General features: G+C 40.9%; 30 protein-coding genes and 3 pseudogenes. 26 read left to right on the forward strand and 7 right to left on the reverse strand.

Annotated elements, in window-relative coordinates:
* Positions 1-16: 16 nt before the first annotated feature.
* Both recQ and PUW25_RS06430 read left to right on the forward strand, forming a co-directional pair.
* On the forward strand, positions 17-1,897 hold the full coding sequence (gene recQ / locus PUW25_RS06425) for a DNA helicase RecQ (RefSeq protein ID WP_047912060.1): 1,881 nt from the start codon (positions 17-19) through the stop codon (positions 1,895-1,897).
* Positions 1,898-1,942: 45 nt separating this feature from the next.
* The gene (locus PUW25_RS06430; RefSeq protein ID WP_047912059.1) at positions 1,943-3,712 is read left to right on the forward strand and encodes a B12-binding domain-containing radical SAM protein; all 1,770 of its coding nucleotides are present in this window, start codon (positions 1,943-1,945) and stop codon (positions 3,710-3,712) included.
* A 357-nt stretch (positions 3,713-4,069) separates the two neighbouring features.
* Here the strand turns inward: PUW25_RS06430 and PUW25_RS06435 are convergent, their stop codons facing one another.
* On the reverse strand, positions 4,070-4,741 hold the full coding sequence (locus PUW25_RS06435) for a hypothetical protein (protein ID WP_047912058.1): 672 nt from the start codon (positions 4,739-4,741) through the stop codon (positions 4,070-4,072).
* Between the two features lie 299 nt (positions 4,742-5,040).
* On the opposite strand from PUW25_RS06435, the gene PUW25_RS06440 reads away from it, so the two are divergent.
* The 4 genes from PUW25_RS06440 to PUW25_RS06455 all read left to right on the forward strand — a co-directional run bounded on the left by PUW25_RS06440 (position 5,041) and on the right by PUW25_RS06455 (position 8,231).
* Entirely contained in the window at positions 5,041-6,549 is a 1,509-nt protein-coding gene (locus PUW25_RS06440; RefSeq protein ID WP_047912057.1) for a peptidase G2 autoproteolytic cleavage domain-containing protein, read from the forward strand.
* 199 nt (positions 6,550-6,748) lie between these two features.
* Complete coding sequence (locus PUW25_RS06445; RefSeq protein ID WP_152557752.1) at positions 6,749-7,270, forward strand: NUDIX hydrolase; 522 nt, start codon at positions 6,749-6,751, stop codon at positions 7,268-7,270.
* 192 nt (positions 7,271-7,462) lie between these two features.
* Complete coding sequence (locus PUW25_RS06450; protein WP_274338556.1) at positions 7,463-7,867, forward strand: GNAT family N-acetyltransferase; 405 nt, start codon at positions 7,463-7,465, stop codon at positions 7,865-7,867.
* Positions 7,868-8,069: 202 nt separating this feature from the next.
* Positions 8,070-8,231 (forward strand): hypothetical protein, encoded by a 162-nt coding sequence (locus PUW25_RS06455; protein ID WP_193746041.1) that lies wholly within the window; start codon positions 8,070-8,072, stop codon positions 8,229-8,231.
* A 468-nt stretch (positions 8,232-8,699) separates the two neighbouring features.
* Here the strand turns inward: PUW25_RS06455 and PUW25_RS06460 are convergent.
* Positions 8,700-8,765 (reverse strand): annotated as a pseudogene (locus PUW25_RS06460) (putative holin-like toxin); the annotation flags it as partial.
* Positions 8,766-8,868: 103 nt separating this feature from the next.
* Here PUW25_RS06460 and PUW25_RS06465 point away from each other — a divergent pair.
* Positions 8,869-9,635 (forward strand): annotated as a pseudogene (locus PUW25_RS06465) (nucleotidyltransferase domain-containing protein).
* A gap of 454 nt (positions 9,636-10,089) precedes the next feature.
* Positions 10,090-11,277, forward strand: a complete 1,188-nt coding sequence (locus tag PUW25_RS06470) for a winged helix-turn-helix domain-containing protein (RefSeq protein ID WP_047912056.1) — start codon at positions 10,090-10,092, stop codon at positions 11,275-11,277.
* Between the two features lie 19 nt (positions 11,278-11,296).
* Here the strand turns inward: PUW25_RS06470 and PUW25_RS06475 are convergent, their stop codons facing one another.
* From PUW25_RS06475 to PUW25_RS06485, 3 genes are read right to left on the reverse strand one after another with little or no spacing between them, the layout of a single operon-like run.
* Complete coding sequence (locus tag PUW25_RS06475; RefSeq protein WP_193746040.1) at positions 11,297-11,443, reverse strand: hypothetical protein; 147 nt, start codon at positions 11,441-11,443, stop codon at positions 11,297-11,299.
* Positions 11,444-11,456: 13 nt separating this feature from the next.
* Positions 11,457-11,837 (reverse strand): aspartyl protease family protein, encoded by a 381-nt coding sequence (locus PUW25_RS06480; protein ID WP_047912055.1) that lies wholly within the window; start codon positions 11,835-11,837, stop codon positions 11,457-11,459.
* Complete coding sequence (locus PUW25_RS06485) at positions 11,834-12,094, reverse strand: hypothetical protein (RefSeq protein ID WP_047912054.1); 261 nt, start codon at positions 12,092-12,094, stop codon at positions 11,834-11,836. The genes PUW25_RS06480 and PUW25_RS06485 overlap by 4 nt, the downstream gene beginning before the upstream one ends.
* 158 nt (positions 12,095-12,252) lie before the next feature.
* On the opposite strand from PUW25_RS06485, the gene PUW25_RS06490 reads away from it, so the two are divergent.
* The 14 genes from PUW25_RS06490 (at position 12,253) to PUW25_RS06555 (ending at position 21,154) form a co-directional block, all read left to right on the forward strand.
* Entirely contained in the window at positions 12,253-12,792 is a 540-nt protein-coding gene (locus PUW25_RS06490) for a hypothetical protein (protein WP_047912053.1), read from the forward strand.
* 231 nt (positions 12,793-13,023) lie between these two features.
* The gene (locus PUW25_RS06495; RefSeq protein WP_047912052.1) at positions 13,024-13,578 is read left to right on the forward strand and encodes a hypothetical protein; all 555 of its coding nucleotides are present in this window, start codon (positions 13,024-13,026) and stop codon (positions 13,576-13,578) included.
* A 98-nt stretch (positions 13,579-13,676) separates the two neighbouring features.
* Positions 13,677-14,159: a DUF6933 domain-containing protein gene (locus tag PUW25_RS06500; protein WP_047912051.1), complete on the forward strand. Its 483-nt coding sequence runs from the start codon at positions 13,677-13,679 to the stop codon at positions 14,157-14,159.
* Between the two features lie 118 nt (positions 14,160-14,277).
* Entirely contained in the window at positions 14,278-14,823 is a 546-nt protein-coding gene (locus PUW25_RS06505; RefSeq protein WP_047912050.1) for a 2'-5' RNA ligase family protein, read from the forward strand.
* A gap of 36 nt (positions 14,824-14,859) precedes the next feature.
* Positions 14,860-15,327 carry an HIT family protein gene (locus tag PUW25_RS06510; protein WP_047912049.1) on the forward strand — a complete coding sequence of 156 codons (468 nt, stop codon included), beginning with the start codon at positions 14,860-14,862 and terminating at the stop codon, positions 15,325-15,327.
* Positions 15,328-15,505: 178 nt separating this feature from the next.
* Complete coding sequence (locus tag PUW25_RS06515; protein WP_047912048.1) at positions 15,506-16,066, forward strand: histidine phosphatase family protein; 561 nt, start codon at positions 15,506-15,508, stop codon at positions 16,064-16,066.
* Between the two features lie 728 nt (positions 16,067-16,794).
* Positions 16,795-17,100 carry a hypothetical protein gene (locus tag PUW25_RS06520; RefSeq protein WP_047912047.1) on the forward strand — a complete coding sequence of 102 codons (306 nt, stop codon included), beginning with the start codon at positions 16,795-16,797 and terminating at the stop codon, positions 17,098-17,100.
* The gene (locus PUW25_RS06525) at positions 17,097-17,612 is read left to right on the forward strand and encodes a GNAT family N-acetyltransferase (RefSeq protein ID WP_047912046.1); all 516 of its coding nucleotides are present in this window, start codon (positions 17,097-17,099) and stop codon (positions 17,610-17,612) included. The genes PUW25_RS06520 and PUW25_RS06525 overlap by 4 nt, the downstream gene beginning before the upstream one ends.
* A 22-nt stretch (positions 17,613-17,634) precedes the next feature.
* Positions 17,635-17,841 carry a hypothetical protein gene (locus PUW25_RS06530; RefSeq protein ID WP_047912045.1) on the forward strand — a complete coding sequence of 69 codons (207 nt, stop codon included), beginning with the start codon at positions 17,635-17,637 and terminating at the stop codon, positions 17,839-17,841.
* A 619-nt stretch (positions 17,842-18,460) separates the two neighbouring features.
* Entirely contained in the window at positions 18,461-18,904 is a 444-nt protein-coding gene (locus tag PUW25_RS06535; protein ID WP_047912043.1) for a DUF5412 family protein, read from the forward strand.
* 33 nt (positions 18,905-18,937) lie between these two features.
* On the forward strand, positions 18,938-19,444 hold the full coding sequence (locus PUW25_RS06540) for a DUF4188 domain-containing protein (RefSeq protein WP_047912042.1): 507 nt from the start codon (positions 18,938-18,940) through the stop codon (positions 19,442-19,444).
* Between the two features lie 46 nt (positions 19,445-19,490).
* A complete protein-coding gene (locus tag PUW25_RS06545) occupies positions 19,491-19,979 on the forward strand; it encodes a DinB family protein (RefSeq protein ID WP_047912041.1) in 489 nt (162 codons plus the stop codon).
* A gap of 147 nt (positions 19,980-20,126) precedes the next feature.
* Positions 20,127-20,627 (forward strand): arsenate reductase/protein-tyrosine-phosphatase family protein, encoded by a 501-nt coding sequence (locus PUW25_RS06550; RefSeq protein WP_047912040.1) that lies wholly within the window; start codon positions 20,127-20,129, stop codon positions 20,625-20,627.
* Between the two features lie 2 nt (positions 20,628-20,629).
* On the forward strand, positions 20,630-21,154 hold the full coding sequence (locus tag PUW25_RS06555) for a GNAT family N-acetyltransferase (RefSeq protein ID WP_238546384.1): 525 nt from the start codon (positions 20,630-20,632) through the stop codon (positions 21,152-21,154).
* A 243-nt stretch (positions 21,155-21,397) separates the two neighbouring features.
* Here PUW25_RS06555 and PUW25_RS27420 read toward each other — a convergent pair whose 3' ends face one another.
* Entirely contained in the window at positions 21,398-21,487 is a 90-nt protein-coding gene (locus tag PUW25_RS27420; RefSeq protein ID WP_337999920.1) for a putative holin-like toxin, read from the reverse strand.
* Positions 21,488-21,549: 62 nt separating this feature from the next.
* Here PUW25_RS27420 and PUW25_RS06565 point away from each other — a divergent pair, with 62 nt between their 5' ends.
* Positions 21,550-21,990, forward strand: coding sequence for a GNAT family N-acetyltransferase (locus PUW25_RS06565; RefSeq protein WP_047912039.1), 441 nt, complete (start codon positions 21,550-21,552; stop codon positions 21,988-21,990).
* Between the two features lie 269 nt (positions 21,991-22,259).
* Here the strand turns inward: PUW25_RS06565 and PUW25_RS06570 are convergent, their stop codons facing one another.
* The gene (locus PUW25_RS06570; protein ID WP_047912038.1) at positions 22,260-22,517 is read right to left on the reverse strand and encodes an excalibur calcium-binding domain-containing protein; all 258 of its coding nucleotides are present in this window, start codon (positions 22,515-22,517) and stop codon (positions 22,260-22,262) included.
* A 180-nt stretch (positions 22,518-22,697) separates the two neighbouring features.
* On the opposite strand from PUW25_RS06570, the gene PUW25_RS06575 reads away from it, so the two are divergent.
* The 3 genes and pseudogenes from PUW25_RS06575 to PUW25_RS06585 all read left to right on the forward strand — a co-directional run bounded on the left by PUW25_RS06575 (position 22,698) and on the right by PUW25_RS06585 (position 24,142).
* Complete coding sequence (locus PUW25_RS06575) at positions 22,698-23,258, forward strand: GNAT family N-acetyltransferase (RefSeq protein WP_047912037.1); 561 nt, start codon at positions 22,698-22,700, stop codon at positions 23,256-23,258.
* Positions 23,209-23,729: pseudogene (locus PUW25_RS06580) on the forward strand (NUDIX domain-containing protein). Before PUW25_RS06575 ends, PUW25_RS06580 begins: the two are co-directional and overlap by 50 nt.
* Before the next feature lie 17 nt (positions 23,730-23,746).
* Positions 23,747-24,142 (forward strand): DUF5071 domain-containing protein, encoded by a 396-nt coding sequence (locus PUW25_RS06585; RefSeq protein WP_047912036.1) that lies wholly within the window; start codon positions 23,747-23,749, stop codon positions 24,140-24,142.
* The last annotated feature ends 3 nt before the right edge of the window (positions 24,143-24,145 follow it).

A 24,145-nucleotide genomic window follows, 5' to 3' on the forward strand; every position in this document is an offset into this window, starting at 1 on the left:
GTGAGGAGTAACGGCAATGAGTATACAAGAAAGAACAATGGATGAGGCACGCGAGCTGCTTCAGACTTACTTCGGTTATCCCGACTTTCGGGAAGGCCAGAAGAAAATAGTAGACAGCTTATTGAGAGGACATGATACCCTCGGTATCATGCCGACAGGCGGCGGTAAATCGATATGCTATCAGATTCCGGCGCTCCTGCATTCCGGTCTCACTCTGGTGGTGTCACCTCTTATTTCCCTAATGAAGGATCAGGTGGATGCTCTGCTTGCCATGGGCGTGTCTGCTGCATATATCAACAGTACACTGACTGGACGTGAAGTGAATGACCGGATTCGGGCGGCACAGCGCGGAGAGCTGAAGCTGTTATATGTTGCTCCGGAGCGTCTTGAGCTGGACTGGTTCCGGGATGAGATGGCGGCACTGCCCATATCCTGTGTTGCTGTCGATGAAGCACACTGTGTCTCTCAATGGGGACATGATTTTCGGACGAGCTATTTGGCGGTGGCGCCATTTGTAGATTATCTGCCTCAGCGGCCGATCGTGGCTGCCTTCACAGCGACGGCAACGCCTGCGGTGATGGATGATATTCTGGAGCTGCTTCGGCTTCGCGAGCCTGAAACCTTCGTAACCGGACTTGGACGGGATAATCTGGCGATGCAGGTACTGCGCGGCGAGAACAAGAAGGAATATATTATGGACTACACACGCGAGCATGCGGATGAGGCGGGCATTATCTATGCGGCAACCCGTAAGGATGTAGATGATCTGTACAGCCGGCTCAAATCTGCGGGGATTGCAGCAGGGCGTTACCATGCCGGCATGACGGATGACGAACGTGCGGCGAGCCAGGAGGCTTTTCTATTCGATGATATAAGAGTCGTTGTCGCTACGAATGCCTTCGGCATGGGGATTGACAAGAGTAACGTAAGGTATGTCATTCATTACAATATGCCGAAAAATATGGAAGCCTACGTTCAGGAGGCAGGACGTGCAGGGCGGGACGGTGAGCCGAGTCAGTGTATTCTCCTGTTTAGCGCGCAGGATATCATGACTCAGAAATTCCTGATTGAGCAGGGTGAATTCCAGGATGAGGATCGGAAGCGGAATGACTACCGGAAGCTTCAGCAGATGATCGATTACTGCTATACGACCAAATGTCTCAGGAGCGCACAGCTGGACTATTTCGGTGAGGTTCATGATGGAACAGGCTGCGGCATATGCAGCTCATGTACGGACGACCGGGAACTCATCGACATGACTGTTGACGCGCAGAAGATCTTCTCCTGCATACACCGGATGCGTGAACGGTTTGGCATTACAATGGTATCTCAGGTGCTGAAGGGGTCGCGGAACAAGAAGGTGCTGGAGTATGGATTCGATCAGCTGCCTACGCATGGAGTCATGTTCAATCGCTCGGAGAAGGAAATATCGGAGATCATTAACGTGATGGTATCCGAAGGATATCTTACCTTATCTGAGGGTCAATACCCTGTGGTAAGATTGCAGCCGCTGGCAGTGGAAGTGCTCAAGGGACAGCGTGAAGTGATGCAGCGTGTCGCCCGCGTAAGTGCGTCAACCGCCTCATCGCGCAGCAGCAGAAGCAGTCGTGTGAGCCGGGATACATCACCTTCGGCCGTTAATGAAACGGTGTTCGAACAGCTAAGGCTGATTCGCAGGGAGCTGGCGGAGAAGGAGCATGTGCCTTCTTATATTATTTTCAATGATGCGACACTGCGCGAGATGAGTGTGGTATGTCCGCAGAGCGAACGTGACATGCTGAAGATAAAAGGGGTCGGGGAAGTGAAATTCAAGAAATACGGACAGCCGTTCCTCGATTTCTTCCTGAATCAGGGCGGTAGTTCTGTGGACGAGCCTTATGATGATTATGATTTTTAGACGATAATGAATTATACATTAACCACAGGGAAAAGGTTGTGCAGAATGAAGGTTATTCTATCGACACTGAACGCGAAATACATCCATACGTCACTTGCCATTCGCTGTTTGAAGGCTTACAGCGAGAAGGATTTTGATATTGAGCTTGCTGAGTATACGATCAAGGATCCCGTCATGAACATCGTGTCCGATCTATATCAGCGCGGGGCAGATGTCATCGGATTCTCCTGCTATATCTGGAATATCGAAGAGACGATCAAAGTCATTAATATATTGAAGAAGGTCATGCCGGAGGTCAAAATCATTCTCGGCGGACCTGAGGTGTCTTATGATGTGGAATATTGGATGGAGCGACTAACAAACGTCGATTTTATCGTGGTTGGCGAAGGAGAAGAGACGTTTCATCAGCTGCTGACGGAGATCGAGACGACTCAGAAATACCATTTCGTGTATGGAGTTGCCTATCGCAAGGGCGCTGAGGTTATCGTCATGCCGGGCCGTCCAAAGGCGAATCTGAATGAGCTGCCTTCGCCGCATCGTTTTGCAGAGGATATCCCGGATCTCGGTAAAAGAGTCGTGTATTTCGAAACGAGCCGCGGCTGTCCGTTTAGCTGCCAGTTCTGTCTGTCCAGTATAGAGGTCGGTGTACGGTATTATGATATTGAGCGCACCAAGGCGGATATTCTGTATCTGATTGATAACGGGGCGAAGCTGATCAAATTCGTGGATCGGACGTTTAACATCAAGCGTGATTATGCGCTCGACATGTTCCAGTTCCTGATCGAGAACCACAGAGGCTGCGTGTTCCAATTCGAAATTACGGCCGACATTATGCGTCCCGAGGTGCTCGATTATCTCGCGGAGCATGCGCCGCCCGGTATATTCCGGTTTGAGATTGGCGTTCAGTCCACGAATGATCCGACGAATGAGCTTGTGAAGCGCCGTCAGAACTTTACGAAGCTGAGCCGTACCGTAAGCAAGATCAAGGAGAGCGGTAAAATCGACCAGCATCTGGATCTCATCGCCGGCTTGCCGCTGGAGGATTACGATACGTTTCGTAAGACCTTTAACGATGTATTTGCACTAGGTCCAGAAGAGCTTCAGCTCGGATTTTTGAAAATGCTGCGGGGAACGGGGCTTCGTATCGATGCGGACAAGTATAATTACTCGTATATGGAGCATGCACCTTATGAAATACTGGGAAGCGACGTCCTTCCATTCAGCGATATTGTCCGATTGAAACGGCTGGAGGATGTGCTGGAGAAATACTGGAACGCACACCGGATGGATCATACACTGAAGTACTTGATGGAGCAGGAATTCACCTCTCCATTTGATTTCTTCCAAGCGTTCGGGGATTACTGGGAAGGACAGGGCTGGCAGAAGATCGGCCACCAGCTGGAGGATTTGTTCACCCGTCTGCGTGCATTCCTGGAGGATCGGGGTACGGCAAACATGGACGTCATCCTTGGTCTGATGAAGCTGGATTACTTCCTTGGGCACAAGTACAAGCCGCGCAAAATATGGTGGGATCTTACGCTGGAGAAGAGCGATTGGTCAGGGTATATCAAGCGCCTAATCGAGCATCCTGAAGAGATTTCTTCTATATACGAGAGCATGGCACTGAGTGAAAAAGAGCTGCAGAAGCATGCGGTACTGGAGATTTTGCCGTTCCATCTGGAGAAGGTGCTGGCTGGAGGTACTCCGGCTGCTGCCGAAGGCAGAACACTGCTGCTGGTTGTATATCAGCAAAATGAAGCGCAAAAGCCGGTTTATTTTACACTGCCGCTTGGTGCGGAAGCGAAGGCGATCTAGGATGTAAGAAGTTTAATAAAAGGGGATACCTCCTTTGAAATTCGTATGTTGTAGAAGCAATGAGTGAAGAGTAAAAAAACAGCAATGAATACAATTGATATTTTCATCCGTTTTGAAAATACGTTGTAAACAGCGAGTATAGCAATGCAGCATATCAGCAAGACCTGCGAACAGGTTCATCCTTATGACTTATTCGCAGGTCTTTTTGATATGCTCTTAAGTTGAATAATTTGAGGTAAACGAGGTGGAAGAGGAGTCGATAGAATTGGCTATGGAACAAGGAAGTAAAACAAGGAGTAGAACAAGGAATAGAACAAGGAATAGAACAAGCAATACTTGACGGACCCTATGGCTGGGTCAATGGGCCAATTCCTTAATTGTACGGATCAGATGCGCCAGACGCTTGCCATTAGTCTGTGAGGCAAAGGTGGTCAGCTCCTCGCTATGTCCCTCATAGGCAGATAGGACATATTCCTCTTCTACAATGTAATAGGTTCCGTATCGGGTAAATGAGTACTTCCCCTCTTGTCCATCTCCAGTTCCCGACATGATCGCAGTTACAATCTTCATACCGGCTTCTAATTGCGGTTCAAATCCCTGAAATTCAGCGTTATAGAACAGATCGATTGTCTCCTGCACAGGTTCACCATAGATGACCTCTTCTACACGGACTTGATAGGAGACAAATTCATAGACAGCTGGCGATAGATTTTGTTTATTTGTTTTTTCGGCAAGAGCTTCTTCCGGCGTGTTGGGCTCAGCAGGTAATTCACTGTGGAAGTTGGGATTAGGCTGCACAACTTCTGCGATAATCACAGCATCTGCCACCTCAAGTACCTGACGGAAGGGAATCTCTCTAGCCATCATATTTGGAGGGAATCCTTGTACAGCAGGGTATTCCTGTCTAAACTCGTTTATACGTTCGGGTGACAGACTAGAAGCAGCTGGGGCAACGTTAGCGCATCCCGTAAACAGGATCATGAGACATATGAGCTGCAGAATGGAGATGCGATCGCGTTTCTTTTTCATGACATCGCTCCTAAGATAAGATGAAAGATCTAGAGTGAAAATTTCTTAAACGTTTATTTACTAAGTCTTCTATGGAATTGTTTTGTTGTTCTCTATTCTAAAATGAATCTATTATATATAGCGTTGCCATTGGCAAATTAGTTTTGGGTCATGGCTAAAGAAATTAAATGAAAGTAAGAAAAAAGTAGTCATCATCCCCTTTTGCGTAAAAGAAACCTCTTGTCTAGCAATGTCCCAGGCATTATTCATATTCTCTCATAGAATAATAGAATCAAAGATTCTGAAGGAGAGATGTATCGATGTTGTGCAATTCACAAGCGATAGGAACCTGTTCCACAGCGGAAGGAACCAACACGGTGGCAATCGGCAGCTCATCCCATACGGAAGGACTGGATACGACAGCAACACAGACGGCGGCCCACGCGGAGGGATACTTAACGCAGGCGCTAGCAGATGCCTCACATGCAGAGGGAGGAGCATCCATCGCATCCGGTCTATATTCACATGCGGAAGGGGAGCAGACCGTAGCGGGTGCAGAGGCAGCCCATGCTGAAGGATATTTTACGTCTGCATCTGGATCGGCTTCGCACGCGGAGGGCGGCGGTACCATGGCGCGTGCGCTCTATGCTCATGCCGAAGGTCAAGCTACCATTGCAGATGGAGATAACTCACATGCTGAGGGATTTCTTACATCGGCAATTGAGCAAAACTCCCATGCCGAAGGCGGACTCACGATCGCAGCTGGCATTAACGCGCACGCGGAAGGTGAATTGACGATTGCGAGCGGACTTAATTCCCATGCCGAAGGACTGGAGACCACCGCATCTGGTCAGGCAGCCCATGCTGAGGGTGAAAACAATACAGCCAGCGGAAGAGCCTCCCACACTGAGGGGAACCTGAATCTCGCCAGCGGTGCTTTTACTCATGCGGAGGGGCAGCGTACCGTGGCGAGTGGCGACCAGTCTCATGCGGAGGGTAATCAGAGTATATCAAGCGGTCAAGCGGCACATGCAGAAGGAGCGATCACCACAGCTGGAGGACTTGCTTCTCATTCAGAAGGGGTCAACACGATGGCTGACAGCAACTATGCTCATGCCGAAGGGCAGAGTACTTCCACGAATGGTCTTGAAGGTGTCCACATCATGGGAAGATTCGGAGCAGCCAATGAGCAGGAGTACTCTTGGTATCTGGCGAATGGGACAAGCGCTGAAGCGCCTGGGCTGGCTGCCAAGATATTAAGCAATGGAGATGTAAGAATCGACGGGACCGTCAGCAGTCCGGCTGCAGATTATGCCGAAATGTTCGAGACGGTAGATGGACAGCCCATCGAGCCTGGTTATTTTATTGCTCTGGAAGGGGATAGGGTCAGAACTGCACGTCCGGGAGATCGATACATCTTGGGTGTGAGCAGTGCGGTGCCTGCTTATCTCGCAGACTCAGGTGAAATGGGCTGGCAAGGAAGATATGTGACGGATGAGTGGGGAAGAACAAAGTATCATGAGGTCACCGTGCCTGCTCTATTGGACAAACAAGGAGCCGTCCTCGCTCCCGAGCGAACAGAGCTTCAGCCCATGTTGAACCCTGCCTGGAATCCGAAGCAAGCGTATATTCCTAGGATGCAAAGACCCGAGTGGGTTGCCGTCGGCATGCTGGGCAAGCTGCGGGTCAGAGATGATGGATCGTGCAAGCCAGGCGAGCTATGCAACGTAGGTCAGAATGGTATCGCAACCGCTTCGACAGAAGGCTATTATGTGCTACGGAGAACAGGAGAGAGCCAGGTGATGGTGCTGATCGGGAAGGTCTTTTAGGATGATGGGGATGTTGAAGTGATGCTTCCATTCCATCAAAACTGCAGATATGTTCAGCGTCAACATCGTTAATATTGTCTGAAGTAATATGTTGTTTCACCAGTTTGTAGCTCCGTCTGGAGGATGTAAATCTTCTGCTTCTGTTATAAGCTTAAGCAAACATAATGAACCAGAAGAGGTGGCATATATATTGAACGAGATGATGCAGCAGTTCAAGACACTGAGCGGACCGATCCATTGGGGAGTGGTAACGGCTCATCTGAATATAGAACAGGAACCCGATGAATCGCTGATCAGCAACATCAGTATCATTCCAGTCGTTGGTGATCAGTATGTCGTCATGCAGCTGGAGGATGGCAGATGGGAGCTGATCGGTGGTACACTTGAGCCTGGTGAACACTATATGGATGGCTTAAGGCGGGAGCTGATGGAAGAGATCGGGGCGGAGCTAGTATCCTATCAGCCGTTTGGTCATTTTCAGTGCTCCTCAATGGCTGAAGCTGCCTATCGCCCGCATATCCCGCATCCGAATTTTATTCGTCTACTAGGATATGGTGAAGTGAAGATAGTCGCCAAGCCGCTAAATCCCGAGGATGGAGAGCAGGTATCTCTGGTGGAGCTCGTAGATATTGATGAGGCGGTAAGAAGATTTGAGTCGATCAAGCGGTATGATATCGCGGAAATGTATAGGCTTGCCCATATAATGAGGGTGGGGAAGTGAGCCCCTTGTTTAGTTGACAGCATGACTCAGTCTTCGAACCATAGGTCCAAGGCTGGGTCGTCATCTCTATAGTATAGTTATTTAGGGTATCTATTGAACGTGAGATGGATGATGAAAGTTATTGAAAGACATACAGTTACCAGTTATTATGCCGTATAACAGTTGAATTTTGCTTATGAAAGAGGGGATCGAATGAAGATTGATTTTGCAACAGAGGCGGATTATACATACATAGCAGATCGAGATCAACATATCTCTAAGGTGCTTATCGCCAGCAAGATTAGAGATAAAGAAATTTTGATGCTAAGGCACTCTTCTGAGGTCATAGGCTGGATGAGGTATGGTTACTTCTGGGATAACACCCCCTTCATGAACTTGATCTGGCTTGATGAACCTTATCGTGGCAAAGGATACGGCAAAGAGACTGTTCTCTATTGGGAGCAGCTTATGAGGCAGCAAGGCTATGCTACAGTAATGACCTCGACCCAATCCAATGAAGACGCTCAACATTTCTACCGCAAGCTAGGGTACAAGGACGCCGGCTGTTTAATGCAAGAGAATGATCCGATGGAGATCCTGTTTACCAAGAAGCTATGATATTTATCCATCAGCAGATAAAGTATGAACTGAAGAGTATGTAGCTGAAGATGTTATGGTGGGAGCATCGTCCATTTTTAGTTTAGAGAGTAAATGCAATTTATTTCCGAAGCCGACATATGTGCGACTATAGAGGTTTGTACATAAATCAAGAGCTCCGACATAAACATCTTAAACACGATGAGCATAGGAGAGTGCAGTCATGGAAACGTTCGGCAGAGGTTGTCTTTGGCTTATTCTTGGGGCTATCGGGTTATTGGTTCTTGCTTTTATCACTCAGAGCACAATCAACATCCCTTGGTTTATTTTCATTCCGGTAGTGATTCTTGTCTTCTGGTTGGCTTCTAAAAAAAGTGAAAAGTAAAGATTCTTACAAGGTCCGAAGGTATCGGCACTGACAGGCTCGTGATGAGGCTGTCTTTTTCGTGTTGCAGAAGTGGTGTACGATGCTCTCTAACGCGGTACGGGGTAATTATTCATGCGTACAATATATAAGCGAGAAGTCTTGTTAATCGGCTCTTTCCTGTTCAAACCAAAGGAAGCATCTCTATTTGAGCGTTCATTTAAAAAATGTTCAACCAGTTCTTGAAGCGGTCAGGAATTAAGATTGGAAAGTTGCTAGGTCAGGAAATTATTGCAGACTATATTACATACCTTATATAAAATAAAAATAATGAACAAACCTATAAAAGCGTTATAAAAAGAGTTATACTGAGGTAAGAATAAGTATGGAGCCGTGCTGGAACACGACTCCAAAGTACAACAACTGCATAAAGAGCAGTCGGCCACGTAAGATGGGTCGGAAGTAGACCGTTATCCTAGCCAGGGCGGTCTATTTCTTTTTCATGTAGGTGAGCAATGCCAAAATGAACATGCCGAACATGAGCATTAAGGAAAGTGCATCTTTGAGCTAGAATACATAGATAACAATTTTTACATCTTAATGGTATTTAAGAAAGTAAATACAAAGAGGGAGCAACATCTCTTTAGGAGGTGTCTATATGATGTTAGAAAAAGTTATAAATAGAATTGTAATACAAAGTGAATATAAGGATTTTGTTGATAAGTATATAGATCATATACTTGCCGAATTTAAAGGTAAGATTCATAGCATTTATATGTGTGGCTCGATTCCAAAAGGAACTGCTAAACCTTTTAAGTCAGATGCAGACTTTACTATTGTATGTGAAAATCCCACAGATATTGATTACGAAAGATTGTCAAACATTAAAGACAGGCTTTTGAAAGAATATCCATTCATTACAAAGATTGATACGATCATTTGCTCGATTGACGATGTATTAAATAAACCGAATGAGTGGGTTTTTGGGTTAAGATCATTTGTGTTTGCCTATATGGTCATGACGTTGGTGAAAAAGTACCACCGATCATTATTTCTCCAGAGTTCATTCTGGACTTAAATACAGATACCAAGGAAGAAGTAGATCGTGTACGTCGTTCACTTTCTACTGCTAGTGATCACACGATGAAAACTAGATATATTAAAGGGTATTCAAAGAGATTAATTCGTGCATTATACTCTTTGGTTTTAGTAGATACAGGTGTATGGCAAGATGACATTATTGAGATGAAGAATGCCATAATAAACTATTGCGAGATTGACTCCGCTTTAGTTGAGTATCTGTATGCTTGTTACTTGGATAGTGATGTACTTGTTGAAGAGTTTTTGGGAATTGCAGATGAAGTATATAGCTATTTTGAGAACGCTCTAAACGTAATGGCTGCTTCCAGAAATTCATTCGGCTAACAGTATATTGACGATTATGGTTGCTCTGAGAAGCGAGTGACCACATTCAGCCTCCATAAGCCCGTCGGGACGTCACTTCATTAAGTGTTCGACAAGCCTCACAACTATAAGCAGCGACTCTAAGGGGCCAGTACGTCGTCAATACAAAACGTTAGTAGAATCATCGTAAAGATAATATTAAAGTGAGTGTATCTATGAAGATCGTAAAACCAGTTATTATTGAAGACTATAATGATGACTGGCCATTTATTTTTAATGAATTGAAAGAAATACATTGCATTACATTATTGAAAGACCTTCAAGTGATTACAGGTCCCTTGTCTCCCCGATATTAGAAGTGGAATTGATGAGGGATTTCACGTTATACAAAATATTTTCAAGAGCAAATTGCAGGAGATTTCAATATGGATACTCGTGAAGTAATACTTTACTAAATTAAAAGGTAGGTGCGAACGTGATCCAATTGACAAAACGTCAGACACGGCAATTTCTGTTGTTGAAGCATGGGCTTCTAGGCGAATATAAATTTAGTGGGAAGCAGGGCGTATTGGACTTTGCTCGGCAGGCCAGCTGTATTCAATATGACCCCATCGATGTTTGCGGTAAAAACGCCGAACTGGTGCTGCAGTCGCGTATTAAGGGATTTACGAAGGAAATGCTCGCCGAGCTGCTGTATGAGGATAGAAGCCTTGTCGATTATCCTGACAAGAATCTGTCCATTATTCCTGTCGAGGATTGGCCGTATTTTGAGCGGTTCAGACAAGCCGCGAGGCTACATGGCGCACGCTATCCCGAAATGGAAGCGTTGACAGCGCAAGTAAGAGCTCATATCCAAAATTACGGTGCACTAAGTTCAAATGATTTGAAGTTGGAAGGAGATTTCTCTTGGCAATCGGCCATCCACTGGAGCAGCGGAAACAATACAACCCGTTCGGTGCTGGAACAGATGTATTCGACGGGTGAGTTGATTATCCATCATAAAAAAGGAACTCGTAAGTATTACGATATTGCCAAGAAGTACATACAGCCAAATCTGCTGAATGCATCAGAGCCGCTCGAGGATGAGCTTGAGCATTATAAGTGGCGGGTGCTGCGTAGAATCGGCTCTGTTGGTCTCTTATGGAATCGTGCGTCCGATGCATGGATGAATATATGGGGGTTGAAAACGGCTCAGCGTAATGAAGTTTTTCGCCAGCTATTACAAGAAGCACGCATTGTTGCTGTTGCCGTGGAGCAAATGAAGGATATGCTGTACTGCCTTACAGAGGATTTACTACTAATTGAAGACGTTCTGCAAGATAACGAGCCGAAACTGCGTTGCGAGCTTATTGCCCCTCTAGATAATTTCATATGGGACAGAAGACTTATCAACGAATTGTTTGGCTTCGATTACACCTGGGAGATATACATTCCTGCAATCAAACGAAAATACGGCTATTATGTGCTGCCACTATTATATGGAGAGAGCTTTATTGGACGAGCCGAGATCATCGTGGAGCGAAAAACAGGAACACTCATTGTTAAAAACATCTGGTACGAGAACGGTGTGAAGCAAACAACGCAGTTGCGAACAGCCCTGAACAATTGTCTCCGAAGGTTTGCGATTTTCAACGGGTGTGAGACGATTTCGGCAGAGATCTGACAATCTACAGTTCAGCGGTCTACGTAATACTCGACTTCTTCACCGAGATTACGTTTCCGCCAAGACTCTTGAGCACCGATTCACGCTGCGGGGTTACACCCTTGATCCGGCATTTGCCGGACATCCAGCATGCGCTGAGTCGTGAATACAGGAACGTTATACGCAAGTTCGTTAAACCTTTATGAAATAACTAATTTCTCAAAATCAATTTTCAACCCATATTTATAAAAAAAGTCGACTCCTAATATAGCATCGAAACCATAAGGTTCTTTGGTAAGTCCTAGTTGGATAGTGAATTCTTTGAGCAGGATGCTACCAATAGAGAGGTTAGAGACAATCTGTTGATAACACAATTCACTTGAGCCACCTACTCCATACATCCGAACTGATGTTCCGTTGATAAAGTCTATGTCTAGGCCAATAGGTTCAACAAGATCAGTATCAAATATGGTTGTTGAGCATCCTGTATCCAGAAGGACATTATTAAGAAGGGTTGATTTATTCTTGTAAGATAGAGGGAGTGAAACAATAGGTAGACCATCTACAAGATGGATCTTCATCGTAGACCTCTAACTCCGGTAAAGGGTTGCTCAATGACTTCAATAAATTCATTTCCGGTGTAGAATATATAGAGCTCCCTAGTAGGTTCTGACAAATGAAGTTTTTTATATGAAGCCCAGGCTAGCTTAGGGTCGTCATACTCAGAAACAACTGACATTTCTTCAATAGTTCTTTTGTGATTGTCAGAATGAGTGGCAAGAGCTTCAACTAGTACCCAACGATTAGGGTAGATCTTACGGATATGACTCCACTTCATACATGAACACCCCCGAAAAGACTTATTAATTAATTGTACAGCTCTATTTGCGAACAAGCAATGTTAATGAATTTCGAAGACGAACGAACCAGCGTATAACACCGTTTTCCTGCAGAGTCGCGTTCGCTCTTAGGTCTGCCCGAGAAAGGATACTATAAATGTCATTTAATTTCTATCATTACTTTGATAAAGACATTGGACCGTTCACGAACCTATCTAAATTAACAATTGAAGAAGCAGAAGAGGTACTAAAACAAATTCAGAGAGACGGAAAGACTTTTGCAAGTCAACGGTCAAGTGAATACATGAATATTAGAAGAGAATTAGAATCCACAGCTCGCGATCAATTTATTGCGAAAGGTGGGAAACCCCGAAACCACTATCCGCATTACATGACCTTAGAATCGTGTGAATGGATTTCAACGTGGTATAAGAACTCAGGTGTAATTGTTATTTCTAGTGAAGAGTTTTTAGAAGAGTCAGTAAGTTTTACATATGGAAATTTGTTCCCGACAATGAGATTTGAAGATGGCAAACCATATCGCAAACAAGTCTACACCAATAATGAAATCAAAGAAATTATAAGACAATATGGTTTTCCGCAAGAATGGAACATGAAGGGAGATCATGGCCCTGAAAGATATATTGAAGTCCAAGTATGGGATGAAGAAGTAATAAAGCGGTTTTTGAATGATTGACTGAATGTATATGAATCCAACATATTCACGCATCGGGTATGTGCCCAGTCGGAGTTAGATGTGGAATTGAAGAGACATGGGCATTTGCAGGAGACTTATTATTCACCTGGACACGTCCGCACCAACTAGGGGAATCGAGCTCGGCTCCTCCTGAGCCTTAAGTCAAGAAATGATTGCAATCATTGTAAAAAACTAATCAAAACAAATAAGAGCGAAGAAACAGGAGGAGTTATGTGGAAAGTATCAGTCGCATTAATAAGTTGTATTTTTATATTCGCACTCTCCGCTTTTTTGATCGAGTCAATGGAAGAAGAAATAAAGCCGGATGATGTACATGTTGAAGCAGTATTAAAAATTAAATCTAACTCTAAAATGGACCACAAAGTTGTAATGCTCGAAGTCTTAATTGATAAGAACAAGTATACTCAACATATGATCTATCCTTACATTCCAGGATTACATTCTATGTCGTTTGATAATAACGAGGAAAATGGATACTTTGTTCCGACTAGCATAGGAGTCGGACCTGGTGACGAGCAAAAAGTGTATGATACCCTAATCAATCAAAAGATTATCAACAGCACTATTGAGAAAGAGCAGCTTGGCTTAATAGGCTTCTGGAGCCCACAAGAGGCAGGGGTTCACAAAATGAGAATATATTTTCGAACAGCGGAAGATTTTAATGCAAATAATGAGATGTATTTGATTTATGTACATAAGGCAAAAGGGCTTTTCGGACAAGATATAGGCTGGACTAAACTTATTAGAGTAAAATCGAACTTGTGAGAGTAATCCTGTGAGGCTGATCGCATTAGACCCGGTGGTTTCTAGAATGCAAGAACGTAATGTGAAATCAATGAAATATAAAAAGAGGAGAGAAAATTATGCTAGCGCTTAGATTTACTCAAAAACTATTAAAAGACATGAAAACGGCTCCAGTTGAAATCGAGGAGATCGACCTATTATTTAGCTGGCATGTAAATATCCTACAACTAAGAAAAAAACACATCATATTTGTCAATGACTCCAGTCGATTATGTCTAATCATTGACGGTATTAGGAGTTCTCAAGTCGGAAAGCTGCAGGAAAAATTCATTTTTGGACTCAAAGAGTATTTACAGTTAGAAGGACTAAGAAAAAGTTTAATTGATCAATATTTTTTGGAAGCAGGAAACGTTAAGATTGGAAAAACAAATAACAAGAGTGTTCTTGGGACCATGAATGAAATGACCTTTTGTTGTGACAATGTAGTGTTTGAGCATTCATATGATCTTAGTGCCTGGTTAAACAAGATGATCTTTAAACCCATTGATTATGAAGAACCTATAAAGGTATTCAAGAAAGAAATTGAACGAAGGTATTCATAAACATAGAGTGGGTAGCATTTGTATAACTCTACTTACAAATAAGTAATGAAGAAGAATGAGACAGTGAATATCAATTAGTCTTCACAAATTATATCAAATAGAAGGTAGTGATTATATTTTGTATGGGGTAGTGCTTCATTTTGACTCAGAAACAAATCATAAAATCAATAATCTATGGGGGGAATTGAATGAGGAAGGTATATCTAGCTATGCTAACGAAATAGAGAATAGAAAGCCACATCTAACCATAGCTGATTATTCAGATTTGGAAGAGTCTAGTTTCAAGAATAGGTTCTGCGAATATTACGATTCAACTCCAAGGCTCTGTCTAACCTTTAGCATGTTGGGGACGTTCATAAAAAGTGGAGCTTTATTCTTATCTCCGAATCCAACAATGGAATTGCTAGAACTTCACTTCAATCATCATCATCACTTCAAGGAATATAATGTATTCTCCAATTCAACGTACAACCCTGAAAAATGGATACCTCACTGTACAATTGCAAACCGATTAAGCGATCAGAGGTTATTAGAAGCATTACAATACAGTACAAAAAGATTAGAGAGAATACAAGCCGAGGTGCAAGAAATATCACTTATCAAGTTGCAGTATAAGGACAATAAAAGAGTAGTTGAAACCATACTTAGTAAGGAACTTACATAAAACACTAGAGGAAATCAATATCTTGGAGATGAGTTTATGAAGCATAATTTTCTGTCAGATCCTATAGGTTTTGCAGATAGAGGTGAAAATCCTACTGTCATAACCAAGATGAAATCAGGCTACGCTGTTATCGGATTGACCCAATTTTTGCCGGGGTATTGTTTGCTTATTCGAGCACCGAAAGTGAATGAGCTTACAGATCTAGAGTACGGAGATCGTAATGATTTTTTACTTGATATGAGTCTATTAGGAGATGCTCTGAAAGAAGTATGTAAACCAAAGAGAATCAATTATTCAATTTATGGTAATGAGGCTCCATTCTTACATGCTCATGTATTTCCGAGATATGAATGGGAACCGGAGTACAATCGAAGAAACCCTGTATGGACCTATCCGGAAACAAATTGGACGGATGATCAATACCAATGGAATGAAGAGACTCACAGAGATTTATTGTTAAACATAAAAATGGTTTTGGGAAAAAGAATGTTAAGTGCTTATTAACGTTCTCAGAACGAGAACTGAAACACATTTTGTGGAAACGGTTTCGGGGGAGGGTCTGCACTTATAAGTACATCGCGCCAGGCTATTTAACTTAAAAATACTTGAAAACTCAAGAATGCTCAAATGTTATGTGGTATCAAAATAGAATTATTTATGTGAGCGAATCAAGGAGGTCTATATGATTACCACTATTTATATGGTTAGACATGCCGAATCACCTTATGACGATGGAAATGAAAGAACAAGAGGGCTTACTGCAAAGGGTAAAATGGATGTTGATAAAGTAACAAAGATACTTATTGGTGAAGGAATAGACATCATAATCTCAAGTCCCTATTCTCGAGCAGTATTGAGTGTTGAGGGATTGGCTGAACACTTAAACTTAGAGATAGAAACATTTGAAGATCTCAGGGAACGCCACTTTGCTTCAGGAGAGATTATTGATTTGATGTCTAATATTAGACATCACTTTTACAACTTTGAATATACCTTACCAGGTGGCGAGTCAAACGCAGATTGTCAGAATAGATCAGTTTCAGTACTTAACACCATATTAAAACAACACCAAGGGAAGAAAATTGCAATTGGAACACACGGTCTTGTAATGACATTGATGATGAATTATTTTGATTCAAATTATGGCTTAGAATTCTTAGATCAATTAAAGAAACCAGATATCTATAAAATGCAATTTGAAGGCCTAGAATTAAAAGAAGTGATAAGAATGTGGCATGAATAATCTAAAGTAAAGCGCTGAAGGCTAAAGCGTAATTTATGATTTTGTTTTATTTTGAAAATATTTGAAAGAAGATAAATAAACAAATCTTATAACAGGTGAAAAAAATTATGTACTCATATTTAAAGGATTTAGTAAATGTTGATTTAGTTGAATGTATTGAGAAAGAAAATATGAAATTACAACTTCTATTTATGATCCATAAGGAAAGTAATATTGGTGAATATGAACAAGTGATCAATAAATTTGGGGGGGTCAACTTTAATCCAGGATGATAGTCGATTTCCAATAATTCAAATTGAGTTTGACTCGTTTATCGGTTACTCGATCTTAAATGAGAGCTTTACAGTTTGGGATGATTATGAGCAATTTGAAGGGAATATATTTCGTGTTTTCACCAAGTCAAGATACTTGGATTACATAAGTGTCGGGACAATTGCAACCGAAGAGTACCCAGGACCATTCAAACATTATGGAATAGCTGCATTAAACCATATTGTGGACATTGTCTCTATATCAGATCCGGTTGTTAAAGTTTAGTGGCGATGGTTTCTCAGAAATGTTACTGGCATCATATAGATCACATTTACGTATCGGGTATACGCACTATAACTCGATTCACATATCTGAACACCTCCAAGAGCTTAATTGTTAATTTTACTGCCTTGTTTATAAACAAGTGAAACAACGTACATGTGAAACACTCTAATCCATAAATAAGAGGAAAACCCATGAGAAAATATGCTTTTGTTGATATCGAAGATGAAGGTGAAGTGAAGAAAGTTATGGTGTATGAAGCTGATCAAGTAGTCTACGTGTTTACCTATATTACCGTAGAAAATTTACCTTGCACTCAAGACTTTTGGTTCGAGACCTTGATTGAAGCGGAAGAATATTGTGAAGATCGATTCGGAGTTCTCGAATGGATACAGATTGAAGATCCACGGCAGGAAGATCCTCATGACTTGATTCCTACCCAACACGAAAGCATTCAAATAATACCTTCAAGCTGTCGTAAGTTAGGAGAAAGAAAATGAATCTAGATGACAATCCAATAGCGGTAAAAATAAGAAATTTAAGAGCAGATGATTATAACTGTGTTCTGAATTGGAGTAAGGATGACTCTTTTTGTTCAGCAAACGGATGGGAAAAAGATAGAAACCCACAAGAATTATATATATGGTGGCTGAAATGTGTAAATAATGTGGCTGATGATTTTATCCGAATGGGAATAGAATTTAATAAAAGGCTCATTGGATATGCTGACTTGGCCTGTATTAAAAACAATTCTGCTGAGTTAGGTATTGCAATTGGTGAAAGTACGCTGTGGGGGAAGGGACTCGGATCTCATTCAGCAAAATCTATGATCGACCACGCTTCTAAGAAATTGGGAATTACCGTCTTTAACGCAGAAACACACGATTCGAATATTAGATCGAGAAAAATGCTTGAGAGAATAGGATTCAAAGAAATTAGTAGAATTGGTAGTGAAGAATACTTAGGAGTGGACAGTCAACTTATTCAATACAGACTTAATTTGAGGAATTAAATCATAACAAGGAGGACTGATTATGGCATCTCACAAAGAAATTTATTCAAATCAAGCTGATGTATATAGTAAGAAGCCTCAATTATCAGAAGTATTATTTCATAATGGTGGGATTCACGGATTTGGTTCCTTCCTTTGTAGATTTCCAGAGGATGAAGTATGTGTCATTGCGTTAAGTAATTATTCTCAGGATATTGGTGGCATTGCTGTGCAAGTCTCTCAAGAATGAGTACTAAGTTTTTTTCATGAACCTAAGGTGGTGTCTCGTCGTGCATACAAGAACGTTATCTGAATTCAGTGAAATAGGGTACTCGAACAAAAAATATGAAATCAAAATACCTCCTTCCATGTACATCCAAGTGATCAGTTCGATTTTAACTACTTGCTTACTATCATTTGTACTTCGAACAGATGATTTCTAATCTATTTTCTTGTTTGTGATCTTATTGTTAGGCAACACAATACAAGTATTAATGTTATTGAAGAGAATCTTAAGGAACAATAATGAGCTAGAAATCACAGAAAATAAAATTAAGATAAATCATATTGAAGTACCCATACAAAAAATCGAGAAGATTATCATTCAGGGCTATTTTGTGCAGAGCATCGGTATCAAGCTATATCGAAGAAAATTAGTTTCAATGAATTTACACTTTAGATTCAAAAATGATGAAGAGATGAACATAGAAGAATTAGAACAGTGGGCAAGTACAAAAAGGATAAAAGTGACTAGTGGAAAAATATATAGATGGATATAAATAGGATGAAAAAACCAAGGTGACGTGACACCAAATATTTAACTATATTCTTATTTGGAGAGATTAATGAAAATAAATAGGAGAATTACGATGAACGAAACAGACGATTGGTTATCAAATGAAGAAGTTCAATCTTGCAAGAGAAGAATTAGTGCTCGTACGTTAATCATTGCTTTCCTCTTCTCTGTACTCATACTTGGTACTGCAATATACTTTTTGCTTGATCTTGGCTCAGACGTTGCCTCCGGAATGTGTGGAAATCTTGAGATTAGAAGAGAAGGTCAACCCGATGACGGAGCTTATGACATCGTACTCTTTAAAAGGGATTGTGGGGCCACAACCGATTATAGCTATCAATTATCAGTAATTAAGAAAAACTCGACATTAGAAAATACAACAGCCAATATTTTTATATCAGATCATGAATTTAGTGCGTCTTGGGCCAATAAGAATACAATTGAGATTAGCGGAATTTCTAATGAAGTACATAAAAAAGAAAGGAATTATAAAGGGATAAATATACATTATAATTAACCCCAATATAGACCCAAAAAAGGAGAGAACTACGTGTCGGATGTAATTCACGGTAGATATACTGCTGAAATGGAGGGTCCTTTTGTTGTATTCATTATTGGCATGAGAATAAATCGGCTATTGGCCTTTCATAAGTGGGTTCCTGTAGCAAAAGCAATGGGGCCTATGATCAAAGAGCTATACCAAAATCCGGAGATAGGATTTATGAGTACAGAGTTTTTTTGGAATTGGCGAGGGATTACCTTATTACAATACTGGAGGACGTATGACCAACTTGAGAAATATGCACGGGGAGGAACTCATCTTGTAGAATGGAAAAAATTCAATCAATCCGTGGGGACGAATGGAACGGTGGGAATTTATCACGAGACTTACATGATTCAGCCCGGACAGTATGAATGCATTTATGGGAATATGCCTAAATTTGGTTTGGCCAAGGCCGGAACACATATGCCCGCAGTCGGTAGAATGGAGACCTCGAGAAGAAGAATGGGAGGAGATAACGATCCAGCTGTTCCCACTCCTAGGAATCGACAGTAGTTTTTAAACAGAAGCGGAAAATCGTTCGAGAAAAGAGGTTACAGGTGTGAGTTATAAATCTATTCTGTTAGATCAATTAAACGCTTGTTATAACGATAAGAGCTGGTTTATTCCTCTTCATGAGATTCTAATCGACTTAAATACAGCACAAGCTGCATGGGAGACAGAGAGTAAACAATCGATCTGGTCGATCGTGAACCACCTTATTTTTTGGAATGAAAAATGGCTTGAACGATATAACGCCGGACAATTCGAATTGGACAGCACGATAAACAATGAGGATACGTTTTATGTTAATCCACATTCTATAAATGATCTTGAATGGAGTAAGTCCCTTCAGAGGCTTGAAACTGTATTTATAGATTGGAATAGGGCAATTGAGGAAAGCTCGGATGCAAAACTAATATCTGTAATCCCGTCATATTATAATGCTCCATGGTGGGGAGTAGTATCAAATTTATGTATTCACAATGCGTATCATATAGGACAGATCATGCTGCTGAAGAAGCAATTGCTAGCTGATAGCTCGAGCTAAATAAACCAGTGAAGATATTGTGCTAGAAAGTAACCCGGTAGGGAGAAGGTTTTGGGAAGAGCTCGGATTCAATTCATTATACAAACATGAGGCTAAATACGTAGATGCGGGGCGAAAAAAGCATGGAATAGAAAGGTAGTGGTTGTTATGAAAATTTTATTTCTATGCACTGATAATTATACCCGCAGCATAATAGCTGAGTTTATCTGTAAAGATTATTTAAGGAATAATCATATTTCGGACGTGCAAGTGGCGTCTGTAGGGATAAGAGCAAATAGTGACATAAGTAAGTATTCAGATCTTCATTTTAAAATTATGAATGACATGCATATCGATACATCTGAATTTAAGAGAACTCAATTTGATCATGATGCGTTTCTTAAATATGACATCATTATTGGTATGAGTGAACTACATAAGGAATTTGTAAAGAATGAATATAATAAAGACATCCACTTATTCAATGAAGTATATTTAGAGCAGAATACGCCAGTAAATATTGGAACACCAGATAGTGAAGATTTTGAAGAGAAGATGAGAGGATTAATCCAATATTTTGTGGGTGCAATACCAGTAGTGATATCGAATTTAAAACATATTCATCCATTCGGAATCACCCCTTCTATGAATCGAGAGAAAAAGGACTAAAGATGATGACAAAACCAATATCAATAAAAATACTTTCAAGTTATGAAGACGTATCCTTATTGGACATAGAATTCTCAAAAAGATATCCATGGTATACCTCGAATGATTATTTTTCTATTTGTTTAGAAGAGAATTTGGAAGGTAAGAGAGTTACTTTACTAGCTTACTATGAAGATACCTTGGCCGGTTGCTGTCACTTATTGTTTGGATCGGAATATCCCTATTTTAAACGAGAAAACATACCGGAGATCAATGACCTCAATGTTTTTCAGGAGTTTAGGAGAAAGGGAATCGCAAGTGTAATGTTTGATGAGCTTGAAGGAATAGCATCGAAGAAATTCAAATCTATAGGTCTAGGAGTAGGACTATATAAGGATTATGGAAACGCTCAAATGATGTATAACAAGCGCGGATATGTAATGGATGGTAGAGGAATTGTATATAAAAATATGGAAGTAAAACCTGGGCACCAGGTGACAGTTGATGATGATCTGTTGCTGTATTTAATCAAAGATCTGGGTGAATGATTTATGGATCGGATCATAAGACCTAACAGATGTTTATTGCAAACCATGGAGACTATATGCTACAGCACTATGTAGATAAAAATAATAAACAATCTATAATAGCATTATAAAATGAGTTATACTGAGGTAAGAATAAGTAAGGAGCCGTGCGCGAACACGACTCCAAAGTACAATAACTGCATAAAGAGCAGTCGGCCATGAAAGACGGGTCGAAAAATAGACCGTTACCTTAGGCAGGGCGGTCTATTTCTTTTTCATGTAGGTGAGCAATGCCCAAATGAACATGCCAAACATGAGCATTAAGGAAAGTGCATCTTTGACCTCCATGGGCATCACCTCCCTTCTGGGAGATTAGCCGACCACATAATAAATCGATGAAAAGAGTGGATTGAGCTATGGAACTTAGATTATTCGATAGAAATGACCTCTTGCCATGTGTAAGTACGTTTATAAGTGTTTTTAATCAAGAGCCGTGGAATGATGAATGGTCATCAGATACTGCATATCGATACTTGACCGATTTCACGAATACTCCTGGATTTATCGGTGTTGTTGCTGAAGAAGGGGAAGAAATTATTGGTTTTATCTTTGGTGCTACAAAGCATTGGTGGAGTGGAAAAGAGTTATTTATCAACGAAATGTGTGTCAGTGTACAGAAGCAGAAATCCGGTGTAGGATCAGCCCTTATGAGATTCTTAATGGAAAAGCTTGAATCAGATGGAGTAAATAACATAACGTTGTTAACGGATCGTGGTATTCCTGCTGAAGCATTCTATAAAAAGATTGGTTTTGCAGAGATTGATAGACTGGTGTTCCTGAATAAGAACTTGAATTAAGAGAATCAGGAAGACATATCATTGTCTAACACAGTATTCATTGTTCAAACTTGGTGGGCCGCAGTACATGGTCACCAAACGCTTATCAGCCGCTGAATGCGGCTTTTTTGTTATACGATGTCAAGTTATGCTTAGAACATTGGAGGGAATTACTAGTAAGTATGGAATATGAAAGGTTGTGTGCTTTAAGCCCAATCTGGCAAAATCATGATTGCGAGCTGATATTTTGACAATAGTTGGACCATCAATAGAGAAGGTCCCGTGGTATATTATTTTTCACATGCAATAAAATCTTTATCTCGATCGCTTTTCTTATTCGCTTCATATAACTCTTTGGATACGAAGGGCTTATATTTAGTTTTCCCGCCTTTGTTCTTAATTGAAGCAGATTTAGCTACTCCGCCTTTATAGACTTTGTTTAACTCAGTACAGTTCTTGTAAGTAATCACCTCAGGTTTGGCAGCGGCAGAACTAACGGATCCAATAAATAAAGTGGATACCAGCAAAAAAGCGAACGTTTTTTTCAATGGAAAACCCTCCTGTATAAATGTCAAACATAGTGATATGTATAAAAATGTAATAAACAAGCTTATGTGCTAATTATGCACAAACATGATCAGAATGTCGAGATAAACCTACATCGGCTGTGATATTAGGAAGAGTGTGGGATTGAAGAAAACACTAAATTACATTAAGGAGATTTCATAATGCACATAGAAACTGCAAGATTAGTTATTCGTGAGTTCATCAGGAATGATTGGATTGAAGTACATAAGTATGCATCCAGCTCTCAGGTAACTGAGCATACGCTGTGGGGACCCAATAATGAAGAGGAGACAAAGTCTTATGTAAGTCATCAAATTGCAATGCAACAATTAAATGAGCGAACAGATTATGAATTTGCTGTCATTCTAAAAGAAACAAACCAATTAATTGGTGGCTGTGGAATTTATATCAGAGAGAAAAATGCAGAGATCGGTTACTGTTTTAATTCTGAATATTGGGGCAATGGCTACGCTAGCGAAGCATCTAAAGTGTTGTTGAAACTAGCATTTGAGAACTTCAATATACATAGAGTCTTTGCAACTTGTCGGCCAGAGAATACGGGATCAGAAAAGGTATTGCGAAAAATGGGAATGAAGATGGAAGGTCACTTAAGGGAGCATATATGGGCTAAAGGAAAATTTCATGACTCCTATTTGTTTTCTATCTTAGAGAATGAATATAAAGAGAGGGTTGAACCATTTGGCAGCCGAAGTAACTCATAAAATTTATACGATGTGCATGATACAGGATGGATCGAAGGTTTTATTAATGAATAGACCTGATAAGCTTGGATTTCCAGGATATATAGCCCCGGGGGAAAGGTGGATTTTCCAGAGAGTATAGTTAATGGTGCAATTCGTGAAGTGCGTGAAGAGACCGGATTAATCGTTAAAGACATCATATACAAAGGTCTCGATGAATTCTGCGAACCGGATAAAGGCTTAAGATATATGGTGTTTAATTATCTGGCGACTTCTTTTGAGGGGAATTTGCTTGATCATCCTCCAGAAGGGGAGTTACGGTGGGTAGAGATTGAAGATGTACCTAAGCTACCAATGCAAGATTGGTTTAAACGAAGATTTCCTTTGTTCTTTGAAGAGGGAACTTTTGAAATGAGTTTTATATGGAATGAGAAAAGCAATTTAACGTTAGATAAGACAATCAAGAATTATGGTATTGGCGTTAAAAGTTAAGGAATAAGGTGAACTAAATGAATGATCTCCAACAGCTAGTTCCAAAACATAAACATGATTTAGAGGTCATTAATAAGCTGAGAGAACTTGATCCCAGAATGGATGTTAGTTCAATTATGGATGATTTATTTGAATGGCTGCAGGATATTAATTGGCCTGTTGCACAAGAATTATGTACGGTGCTTCCAAGATTCAAAGCGGATGATCTGCTTCCTAGAATACACAGGGTTTTAAATAGCGACGATGAATGCTGGCAATATTCATGTATCTATTTTCTCATTCCCAAATTGAATACGGATCTCCATAACGAAGTAAGAGAAGATCTGCTGAGAATCATTCAGAATCCAACACCGAGCGAAATATTAAGCGAAATTAACGAGGGCGCTAAAGAGATTTATGAAAGTTTATTCTAAAGG

Origin of the sequence: Paenibacillus urinalis (assembly GCF_028747985.1) — a bacterium.
Lineage (GTDB): Bacteria > Bacillota > Bacilli > Paenibacillales > Paenibacillaceae > Paenibacillus > Paenibacillus urinalis.